A 10,263-nucleotide genomic window follows, 5' to 3' on the forward strand; every position below is an offset into this window, starting at 1 on the left:
TCCCATACCGATCTCGACGGCTACGCCTGTCAGTTCCTGACTTCCCACTGTTTCGAAAACATCAGATTCCAAAACAGCAATTACGGAGATGAAATCACCGGAAGACTGAAGATTTTTTTCGATCAGATGCTGCTGGATCCTGCCAAAACGATTTTGCTGCTCATCACCGATCTCAACCTCTCTCTCCAGCAGTGTGAATTTATCGAAAAACAGTTCGACAAGCTTCACAATTTCAAAAGCGGCGTGACCCTCCAGATACAACTGCTCGACCACCACGGCAGCGGAAAAGAGTGCGCCGAGAAATATGGATGGTACTACCTCGATACGACACGCTCCGCCACCAAAATCACCTACGACTGGCTTGTCGAAACGATGCACTGCGAATCGGTAGCGCATTACGGCAATTTGGTCGATGCCATCAATGCGATCGATATCTGGCTGACCGAAGAGGAAGGTTTTGAATTTGGGAAAGTCCTTATGGGTGCGATCGCCTCCTCACGGGAGGTAGGGCGTGCGCTTTTCGACGAACACGATCGCAAACACAAATTTCACATGATCAAATCTGCCAATGCCATTATCGATGAAGAGAATGCCCACATCAGACTCGACAACGAAATGCATGCGATCAAAAAAGCGTTCTTTTCCGCCAATCGCAACGACAACACCCTCGACAATCTTGTCGCCGATTATCTGACCGACCTGCTCACAACCAGAAAAGAGGATCTGAAAATCCGTTACAGAGACAAGGTCGGTGTTTTGACATTTGGTATACCGAATATTTCCGTCATCGGAAACGCGTTTCTCGTCGCCAATCCCGATATCGACTTCATCCTAAACATTTCTCCAAATGGGTCGATAAGTTTACGAAGCAACAACAAGGCCGATGTTAGCGAAATCGCGGCGACTCTGGCCGGTGGAGGAGGACATCCCAACGCCAGTGGCGGCCGCATTAATAATTTCAAAGAGACATACAGCTATGCAGATGTCAAACAGTTCGTTCAGACGCTGATTGACGAAAAAACGAAGGAGCAGCTATGAAGCGACCCGCACCGACAGGAACCGAACGGTTTCTGAAGGATGAGGATTTCATCGTATCGAAAACAGACCTGAAAGGCCGCATCATCTACGGCAACAAGATATTCATCAAGATGTCCGGCTATTCCGAAAGCGAATTGCTGGGTTCGCCCCATTCGATTCTGCGCCATCCGGATATGCCCAAGATCGTCTTCAAACTCTTATGGGACCGGATCCAGAACAAAGAGGAGATATTCGCCTACGTCAAAAACCTCTGCAAAGACGGCGGATACTACTGGGTTTTCGCCAATGTCACGGCCACGACGGCGCCGGACGGCTCCATCCGCGACTACCATTCGGTCCGGCGAAAACCGAGCGACAAGGCGATGCAGATCATCCCCCAGCTCTATTCCCGACTGCTCACAGCAGAACGCAGCGGAGGCATGGAAGCTTCCGGACGTCTGCTCAACGATATCTTGAACGAAAAAGGAGTTTCGTATGACGAGTTTGTCCTCGGCCTTCAACAATAAACAGACACTCGCCACACTGCTTGTCGCACTGGGCGCGGCGATCTACCTGCTCGTAACCGGAGACTACATCGCCGGTGCGATCGTCACGGTACTCGCCATCGGAACGCTCTTCGTTCCCGCAGGAGGTGATTCTGCCTGTGAAAAAATTTTCAACGATCCGCTCATCCGTCAGGTGCGCGACGTGCTGATCAAAGCGGGACGCGGTGAACTTTCCGACCGGATCACCCATATTCCCGACGACCATGTATTGCAGGGTGTCGCCTGGGGCATCAACGACATGCTCGACCAGGTGGAGCAGATGATGCGCGACATCCGCGCATCCATCAACTCGGCCGGCGAAGGAAAAAGCTACCGCATCATTTTCGTCGACGGATACAAAGGCGATTTCAAAGCCGCCACGCCGCATCTCAACCGTGCCATCAAGGCGATTGCGGATTCGTACAAAACGATACTTCGCGGTGAACTGGCGCGCGAATTCGAACAGGCCACCGGAGGCATCAGTTCCGGTCTCAACATCATTCAGGAAGATATTATGAGCAATTCCGGCGTACTGGAGCGTATCGCGGAAAACACCAGAAAAACGGCGGAGGAGGCATCCGAAAGCCAAATCACGGTTCAGAAAATCGTACAGAGCCTCGACGAATTGATTCAACTCATCTCGCACAGCAACGAGGCGATCATCTCGCTCAATGAACGGACTGGCGAAATCTCCACCATCGTCAATCTGATCAAAGATATCGCTGATCAGACCAACCTGCTGGCACTCAACGCCGCCATCGAGGCTGCACGTGCCGGCGAACATGGCCGGGGGTTTGCCGTCGTCGCCGACGAAGTGCGAAAACTGGCCGAACGCACGCAGAAAGCGACCCAGGAGATCGCCATCACGATCCAGACCCTTCAGCAGGAGTCCAACGATATCCAGGCAAACTCCGAGCAGATCACCAACATCGCCACAAATTCACAATCCGATGTGCATGCATTCGAAAGCACTCTCGAAACGTTCGCCCACAATGCGGACATCTCGGCCAAAGAGGCCAAATATATCCATAATTCCCTTTTTGGAACATTGGTGAAAATCGATCATATCGTCTTTAAGTCGAAAGCCTATACCACGGTTCTCAATGAACGGTCGGAACTCGTAGAAGAGTTCAGCGACCACCATAGCTGCCGCATGGGGAAATGGTACTACGAGGGTGCAGGGAAAAGATTTTTCAGCCATACAAAAGCCTACAAAGCGATGGAAGGGCCCCACGCCACGGTTCACAAAATGGTACTCGAAACCATACCGTGTGCGCTGGAGAAAAACTGCCTGACACACGAAAAACGCGAACTGGTCGTAAAAAATTTCTCGAAAATGGAAGAAGCGAGCAATACACTCTTCAAACTGATCCGGGAGATGATCCGCGAAGCGAACGCCGATATCATCGACATCATCGAACCGATGCAAAAAAGTGCGTAAAAAGAGGGCTATCCTCTTTTTGCCGCAATCATCGTCACAAAATTGCCCCACTGAAAAACGGTATCCACCGTTTCGAATCCTGCCTCTTTCAACATCGACCTGTTCTCCGCAATCGTATAGGGAATCAAAACGTTCTCCAATGCCTCGCGTTTGCGCATGATTTCCGTTTCACTGTATCCCTGTACCTTTTTGTAATCGTAATAGATATCGATAATCTGTTTGTTCAGCCATTTGTCCTCCATCAGGACCTTTTCGCTGCAGACGAACATTCCCCCCGGTTTGAGTGAATCATGGATCTTTTTTACCACATTGTTGCGAACGACGGGCCGGATGAACTGGAGGGTATAGTTGGCAATGACGATATCGGAACCGCTGAAATCGTATGCCATCAAATCCTCACAGACAAATGCTACCGCTGCATCGAGTGCCTGCGCTTTTTTCCGTGCCAGTTCGATCATCGCCGGCGCATTGTCGATGCCGATGAATTCTGCATCAACACGACACCGCCTGGCCAACTCGATCATAAGCAGACCGGTAGAGGAGCCAAGATCGACGATGCGCATGCCCGGCTTGATGCGTCTGAGAAGAAGCTGGACGATCAGGTCGAGATTCTCCCGGTAAAAGGGAACGGAGCGTTCGATCATGTCGTCGAAGACGGCTGCCACCTGTTCGTCAAATTCGAACTGCTTCTCGATCGGCTGTTCAAAGAGTCTATCTTTCACGGGCTTCTCCAATATCCAATTCGATCTGTCTCTTCAGTGCATCGAGTGTATCGAACCGTCTGTTGGCACGAAGCCGATCCAGCCAGACGATCGACACGTTCCATGGTGTTTTCCGGGTATGAAGATCCTGGTCGATGATATGCGTTTCCACGGAAAACCTTCCATCCGTCGTGACGCGATGACCGACGAATGTGACGGATGGATGGCAGTTGTCGCCGATGCAGGTTTCGGTTCTGTAGACGCCTGAAGCGGGAAGCAGAAATCTGCCGGTATCGACATTGAGGGTCGGAACCAGCGATTTGGCTCCGAGTCCCTGTCCCCTGACGATCTCCCCCCATATTCGATAGGAATGGCCAAGCAACCTGTTCGCTTTCGGGATGTTGCCCTCCCGGATCATCCTGCGAATGAATCGCGAATGGACAGGCTCTCCTCCCGTGTGCACCTCGGCCACCACATCGACCTCTCCGCCAAAAAGCACTTCAAGCTGCCGCACATCGGCGCTCCGGCCGGCACCGAACGCGAAATCCTCTCCCACGACGATCCTGCGGAGGGCGGGAAAGTCGGCATAGAGTCTCTGAATGAATGCTTCCGGCACAAGTCCCCGTATCTGCTCGAAATCGTAGAAAAAGAGCGGATATTCGGAAAAAGCCGCGCGATAGAGACCCGGCGTCATCGTCGCACGGAAATGTTCGATCACCACGATACCGCCAGCTGGACCGAGTCTCGAAAAGAGTGCCTGATGCCCCATATGCATCCCGTCGAAATTTCCGATGGCGATTGCATCGATCGGCGAGTCAACCGTTGACGAAGAGATAAAACCACTCATGGTTCCCCTCCTTGCCGGGAAGTACCGAGACCTCTTTCACGATAAGCCGCCAGCCCAATTCGGCAGCGGCATCTTCGAAACGGTACTGGGCTTCTCCGATGGCTTTCTCGTCGGTCACGACACCATGCCGATCCCGTTTCGCTTTTCGTCCCACTTCGAACTGCGGTTTGAACAGAAGAATCAACACACCCTTCGTCAACCGCTCCAGATCCGGCAGTATATGATGGAGACTGATAAATGAAACATCGCAGGTCGTGAGATCGAATCTCTCTTTCGCAACAAAACGGCGTACATCGGTCTCTTCGACACAGATGACGTTCGCATTCTCCTGTAATTTCGGATGCAGCTGCGATCTTCCGACATCGAGTGCCGTGACACTCTTCGCACCATGTTCGAGAAGAATCTGTGTGAATCCGCCTGTGCTCGCACCCACGTCAAGGCATCGTTTGCCATCGATGGCGACCGGATGACGATTCAGAAATCCCTTGAGTTTGCGGGCAGCCCGGCTGACATATCCGGTTTCACCGGCAATTTCGATGAGAGCATCTTCCTTCGTTTTATGGGAGGGTTTTTCGATGACGATACCATCGACGGTGACCCGTCCCTCTCGGATCAGCGCCTGTGCCTTGGTCCGGCTTTCGACCAAATCACGATCGACCAACGTGGCGTCAAGCCTCACCCGCGAGCTCCCACATTTTCGATTCCGGCATCAGCTCGACCCCCAGCTGCTTCGCCTTCTCATATTTGCTTCCCGCATCTTCCCCATAGATGACATAGTCCGTTTTTCTGGAGACACTGCCGACAACTTTGGCGCCGAGATGTTCGAGCATTGCTTTGATCTCGCCGCGTGACTTCTTCATCGTACCCGTCAGCACGACCGTCCTGCCGGTAAACGGCGATTCGACGGCCTCTTCCTTTTTCGGTGCCACGGGATGGATGATGGCCAGAAGACGCTCCACTTTTTCACGGTTGACACGCATGAATTCGAGAAAACTCTCCGCCATCTCCTCACCAAACCCTTCGATCGCCAGCAGCTGCTCCTCCGTCAAATCCATAAAGTCGAGGCCATAGGTCTGGCATATTTTTTTACTCGCCACTTCACCGATATGTTCGATACCCAGGCCGTTGATGAAGCGCCAGCACTCCGCTCCTTTGCTCGCTTCGATGGCCTCCAGCAGGTTTTTCGCCTTCTTCTCCTTGAAACCTTCGAGTTTCAACAATTCGTCCATGTTCAGGTGGTAGATATCCTCCAACTCTTTGACGAGGCCCGCATTGTAAAGCTGTTCGACGATCTTTTCACCCAATCCCTCGATATTCATGCACTGTTTGGATGCGAAATAGATAATCGAATTGACGACACGTGCCGGACAGTTGAGATTCTGGCATTTGATCAGCTTGCCCTCGTCGAGCAGTTCGCTCCCACAGACCGGACAGCGGATCGGGCGGACGATCTTCCTCTCTTTGCCGTTCCGGTACTGCGTCAGAACCTTGATGATTTTCGGAATCACGTCGCCGCTGCGTATCAGTGTCACCATATCGCCGATACGTACATCCATCTTTTCGATGTAGTCGAAATTGTTCAGAGTCGCACGTTCGACGATGACACCTTCGACTTCGACCGGCTCGAGCACTGCGACCGGTGTGACGACACCTGTACGCCCCACCTGAAACAGGACATCTTTGATACGTGTCTGTTTCTCGACGGCCGGAAATTTGTAGGCAACCATCCATCTCGGCGCTTTGACGGTATAACCGAGCGCATTCTGTGCTGCGATCCGATCGACCTTGACGACCATCCCGTCGAGCATCACATCGAGACTATCCCGCATCGTTTTCAGCTCTTCGTAGATCGTTTCGATCTCCTCGACCGTTTTGCACACTTTCCGCACCGGAGGTTTTCGAAAACCGAGATCGTAGATGTATCCCATCACCTTACTGAGATACTCATATGGAAGGGAATGGACACCGACTCCCCAGGGCTGGAAGATCAGATTGCGCCTGGCCGTGATACGCGGATCGAGCTGGCGCAGACTGCCGGCGGCAGCGTTGCGGGGATTGGCAAAAAGCGCTTCGCCCTTCTCGGCACGCTCTTTGTTGATTCTGTCGAACTCCTGTTTCGTCATCAACACTTCGCCGCGAATTTCGATCAGATCTTTGTGGTCGATTTCGAGGCGGATCGACTGGATCGTTCTGGCATTGTTGGTAACATCTTCGCCTTCAACACCGTCTCCGCGGGTGATCGCCTGTTTGAGCAGCCCGTTTTCGTAGATCAGATTGAGGCTCGCCCCATCGAATTTCGGTTCGACATAGTAGCGTTCGTCGGGGAAGTTTTTTTGAATTCGCGCCATCCACTCTTCAAACTCTTTTTCATTGAAGACATCCTCCATACTCCACATCCGGCTCAGATGCCTCGCTTTCGCGAATCCCTCCTTGAGCGGGGCACCGATACGCTGGGTGGGTGACGTCGGATCCACATCTTCCGGATGCTCTCTCTCAAACTGCTCCACTTCCCGATAGAGCCGGTCGTAGACTTCATCCGTCACCATCGGATTGTCCTCGACATAGTAGGCGTATGCCCACTGTTTCAACGTTTCGACAGCCTCTTTGTACGCTTCGCGTGTCATATCCGCTCCCCTTTTTCCGGCAAGGATTTCGGCGGTTCGGCCGGCGGTTCCAGCTCTTCGAGACTCTTCTGCATCTGACGGAGCATCTCGATAATCTCTTCTTTCCACTTTTTCATCGATTTCTGGATCACTCTGCCAAGCTCTTCACTCTCTTTTCCAAGCTCTTTCCGGAAAAGTTCAAACTCTTCAAGACTTTCGTCGATCGCCATATCGAGCATCTTCGCACCGCAGACAACGACACGTTCGTCGACACTCTTGCGGTAGTTCTCCATCGTCACAATATCGTCGACGAGCCATCGTCCCTCCACTTTGAGCAGTTCCGTGTCGAACGTGGCGTTGCACTCGTTTGACTTCAGTGATTCGAGCGGAATCGTAAAGATCAGACGTGTCGGCACGAATGCCCGTCCATTGACGACACGCGTCCCAAGAGTCTCCACCCGTTTCAATACCACCTTAATCACCGTCTTCGTTTCGATTCTCTGCCGGACGGTCAATGCTTTGGCCGCCCGGCCGTCGCCCCGGATTACCGCATTCCAGAACTCTCCGGCAACTTCCTGCGGGGTGGTCGTTCCAGGTTTGGAAGTGCATCCAACCAACAGCAGCAAGCCGGCTATAAACAGACTGGTTATCCTCATACCACTTCCCCTTTTTCGATCGCTTCGTAGACGGTGATCGCCTGACGATGCGCTTTGACGTCGTGGCACCGGATAATCGAAGCACCCCGGCGCAACGCTTCCAGATGGATTGCCAGCGTTCCAGGCAGACGCTCTTCGACGGGTGTCGATACGATCTTGTCGATCATCGACTTTCTGCTCGCACCGATCAGCATCTCGCAACCGAAATGGGTAAAATGGTCCAGGTTTTTGAGCAGCATCAGATTGTGCGCCAGCTTCTTGCCGAATCCGATCCCCACATCCAGAATCAGAGCATCTTTCGTCAACCCGATCGCTTCGGCTCTTTGGATACGCTCTTCGAAAAAGGCGTCGACATCGAGAACGACATGCTCGTAAGTCGGATTCTTCTGCATCGTTTTCGGAGACCCCTGCATATGCATCAACACGAGTTTCGCCCCATACTCTCTGGCCAGAACTCCGATCGCCTCGTTTTGCATGCCTGTGATGTCGTTGACGATACCGAAACCGCACTCCAGTGCATAGGAAACGGTTTCCGGCGAATAGGAGTCGATGCTGAAGAGTGCCTTTTCGGTCAATCGTTCCGAGCGGATCGAATCGAGCACCGGCTTCAGGCGTGAGAGCTCCTCTTCCGGTGTCACCGGTTCGCTGCCGGGCCGTGATGAGACGCCACCTACGTCAATGATATCCGCCCCCTCTTCGATCATCCGCATAATCGCTTCCACCGCCGCGCGCTCCTTGTAGCGGCTTCCCGGATAGAAACTGTCGTCGTTGGCGTTGATGACCCCCATTATTTTGGTTTGGAATGGGCGTTGCTTCAAAAACGACTCAAGCGATTCGGCCAGTTGCTTCAACCCGAAGGGTTGCTTCTTCTCCTTTTTGACGAGATACTCGAGCTGCCGCCGTGTCCCCATCAATACCGCATCGTAATGGGACGCCTTGCACGTTACGACACCGATCGGCACTGCCAGTTCCGCACCCAGTGCCAGTGCGTCCTGTTTCAGAACATTCGCCGCACCGGCGGGTATCTCCTTGATGACAAAGAGCATTGTCTCCATTTTCCTGGCCATGATGGAAACACCCCCGGCATCGCAGCCGAGTTTTTTCAAAAACGCCCGTTTGTCCGCCGGGGAATCGATACGATAGAGTCTCACCGCTTTCTCTCCAGAAGCTTCAGGCCGAGCCGCGTCAGTACGAACTGTGGTGGCGAACCCATATCGAGAAGGCGGATACTCTCCGAAAAGGTGTCGAGCAGACTCTCATCGAGAGTGTAGGCACCGCTACGCATCGCCTCTTTCGCGAGCGTTTCGACCAGTGCAGTCGCTTTTTTGGTATCGATGCGTCGATGCTCCTGCAGCATCGCAAAGAGCTGCCCCAGGTCGAATCGGGCCAGATCGACACCGCTTTCGACCGCCGTTTTCGTGCCGACCCGGTTTTCGATGACGAGGCGCGAACGGATCGTGGCGAGCAGTCCCGATTTGGAGGGTGTCGCCAGAATAAAATGGGTTTTGGAGGGAGGTTCCTCGATGATTTTCAGGAGTTTGTTCTGCGCTATCGGAGTGAAATGGCCGGCGCAGAGGAGTATGATCTTCTCTCTGTCACTCGTCAAATAGGCTTTTTCGATCGCTACTTTGGCATGTTCGATCAGAAAATCGTCTGCCTCGATACGATAGATCAATGCATCGGGGAAAACCTCCTGCAATGTATGGAACGTCTCTTCGAAACGGTCGGTCAGGATGATTTTGGAGGTCGGTGAAGGCATCTCACCCACCCGTATCGACTTCGGCGAAGAGTGCAGCGCTCAGTGTTTTGTCGAAAAGACGGAAAAGCTGCAGCAGTTTGATATCGATCATTTCGTCGTAGGAACGCAGTGTGAAACTGTTGGTCATCTCTTCATCCATGACCCAGAGCAGCGATTCGTCGTTGCGCAGGGCGATCCGGGCCCTCGGATGGTCCGCTTTTCCGATATACCAGAAAAACGATCCCTGGGGGTAGGAGAGTGAAAGCATATCGAAGAGCAGATCGATATCCTGGTCGGTTTTGATCGTATCGACATAGGGGTAGACCGCATCGAAAGAGAAGAACGGAAGCAGCGGGCGGTTGATCCCCTGACGGTTGATGCGCCGGATGATATACTCTTCGAACCAGCGGTTCTGTTCGTCGGTCAGAATGATGACACTCTGCCCCTCCAATATTTTTGAGAGGGCGCTTCCCACAATCGGTGTCCAGTCGTATCGCCGCTCTTCCAGCCAGCTCATCATCGTATCGTCGCTGCGGATCGCTTCGAGGGTCCAGGTGAGTAGATCTTTCAACGGAAAACTCCGTTGAAAGATCGTTGCATGGTGAATGGTGAACAGTGAATGGATATTTGCATCGTGATCCCCCTGTTCACCGTTTGTCGCTCAATCTGTTCATTTGTCAAGATGATAGGCGTCGTGCAGGGCACGAACCGCCAG

The 10,263-nt window shown here is 52.8% G+C and carries 11 protein-coding genes and 1 pseudogene; 4 read left to right on the top strand and 8 right to left on the bottom strand.

Annotated features, from left to right (window positions below; translation table 11 throughout):
* From Q1K24_RS04890 to Q1K24_RS04905, 4 genes and pseudogenes are all read left to right on the top strand, one after another.
* Positions 1 to 1,038: phosphoesterase (locus Q1K24_RS04890; RefSeq protein WP_300366844.1), on the top strand; the 1,038-nt coding region annotated here is incomplete at its 5' end.
* Complete coding sequence (locus Q1K24_RS04895) at positions 1,035 to 1,544, top strand: PAS domain-containing protein (RefSeq protein WP_300366847.1); 510 nt, start codon at positions 1,035 to 1,037, stop codon at positions 1,542 to 1,544. The genes Q1K24_RS04890 and Q1K24_RS04895, both read left to right, overlap by 4 nt.
* Positions 1,545 to 2,076: 532 nt before the next feature.
* A pseudogene (locus Q1K24_RS04900) lies at positions 2,077 to 2,553 on the top strand (methyl-accepting chemotaxis protein); the annotation flags it as partial.
* Between the two features lie 60 nt (positions 2,554 to 2,613).
* The gene (locus tag Q1K24_RS04905; RefSeq protein WP_300366913.1) at positions 2,614 to 3,003 is read left to right on the top strand and encodes a CZB domain-containing protein; all 390 of its coding nucleotides are present in this window, start codon (positions 2,614 to 2,616) and stop codon (positions 3,001 to 3,003) included.
* 8 nt (positions 3,004 to 3,011) lie between these two features.
* Here the strand turns inward: Q1K24_RS04905 and cmoA are convergent, their stop codons facing one another.
* From cmoA to Q1K24_RS04945, 8 genes are read right to left on the bottom strand one after another with little or no spacing between them, the layout of a single operon-like run.
* Positions 3,012 to 3,725 carry a carboxy-S-adenosyl-L-methionine synthase CmoA gene (gene cmoA, locus Q1K24_RS04910; protein ID WP_300366850.1) on the bottom strand — a complete coding sequence of 238 codons (714 nt, stop codon included), beginning with the start codon at positions 3,723 to 3,725 and terminating at the stop codon, positions 3,012 to 3,014.
* Complete coding sequence (locus tag Q1K24_RS04915; RefSeq protein WP_300366853.1) at positions 3,715 to 4,551, bottom strand: bifunctional riboflavin kinase/FAD synthetase; 837 nt, start codon at positions 4,549 to 4,551, stop codon at positions 3,715 to 3,717. Before Q1K24_RS04915 ends, cmoA begins: the two co-directional genes overlap by 11 nt.
* Entirely contained in the window at positions 4,520 to 5,230 is a 711-nt protein-coding gene (locus tag Q1K24_RS04920; protein WP_300366856.1) for a TlyA family RNA methyltransferase, read from the bottom strand. Before Q1K24_RS04920 ends, Q1K24_RS04915 begins: the two co-directional genes overlap by 32 nt.
* Positions 5,220 to 7,175 (bottom strand): NAD-dependent DNA ligase LigA, encoded by a 1,956-nt coding sequence (ligA, locus tag Q1K24_RS04925; RefSeq protein WP_300366859.1) that lies wholly within the window; start codon positions 7,173 to 7,175, stop codon positions 5,220 to 5,222. The genes Q1K24_RS04920 and ligA overlap by 11 nt, the downstream gene beginning before the upstream one ends.
* Positions 7,172 to 7,810, bottom strand: coding sequence for a hypothetical protein (locus Q1K24_RS04930; protein WP_300366862.1), 639 nt, complete (start codon positions 7,808 to 7,810; stop codon positions 7,172 to 7,174). The genes ligA and Q1K24_RS04930 overlap by 4 nt, the downstream gene beginning before the upstream one ends.
* Positions 7,807 to 8,961, bottom strand: coding sequence for a dihydropteroate synthase (folP, locus tag Q1K24_RS04935; protein WP_300366865.1), 1,155 nt, complete (start codon positions 8,959 to 8,961; stop codon positions 7,807 to 7,809). Before folP ends, Q1K24_RS04930 begins: the two co-directional genes overlap by 4 nt.
* Entirely contained in the window at positions 8,958 to 9,569 is a 612-nt protein-coding gene (locus tag Q1K24_RS04940) for a DNA polymerase III subunit delta' (protein ID WP_300366868.1), read from the bottom strand. Before Q1K24_RS04940 ends, folP begins: the two co-directional genes overlap by 4 nt.
* 1 nt (position 9,570) lies before the next feature.
* Positions 9,571 to 10,119, bottom strand: a complete 549-nt coding sequence (locus tag Q1K24_RS04945) for a HobA family DNA replication regulator (RefSeq protein WP_300366871.1) — start codon at positions 10,117 to 10,119, stop codon at positions 9,571 to 9,573.
* Positions 10,120 to 10,263: the final 144 nt, after the last annotated feature.

Origin of the sequence: Hydrogenimonas sp. (assembly GCF_029932565.1) — a bacterium.
In the GTDB taxonomy this organism is placed as follows: Bacteria; Campylobacterota; Campylobacteria; order Campylobacterales; family Hydrogenimonadaceae; genus Hydrogenimonas.

Bases quoted from the DNA above. Each gene is read 5' to 3' on its own strand.
- Q1K24_RS04895 (WP_300366847.1), top strand. From the start codon at position 1,035: ATGAAGCGACCCGCACCGACAGGAACCGAACGGTTTCTGAAGGATGAG.
- ligA (WP_300366859.1), bottom strand. From the start codon at position 7,175: ATGACACGCGAAGCGTACAAAGAGGCTGTCGAAACGTTGAAACAGTGG.
- Q1K24_RS04930 (WP_300366862.1), bottom strand. From the start codon at position 7,810: ATGAGGATAACCAGTCTGTTTATAGCCGGCTTGCTGCTGTTGGTTGGA.
- Q1K24_RS04940 (WP_300366868.1), bottom strand. From the start codon at position 9,569: ATGCCTTCACCGACCTCCAAAATCATCCTGACCGACCGTTTCGAAGAG.
- Q1K24_RS04915 (WP_300366853.1), bottom strand. From the start codon at position 4,551: ATGAGTGGTTTTATCTCTTCGTCAACGGTTGACTCGCCGATCGATGCA.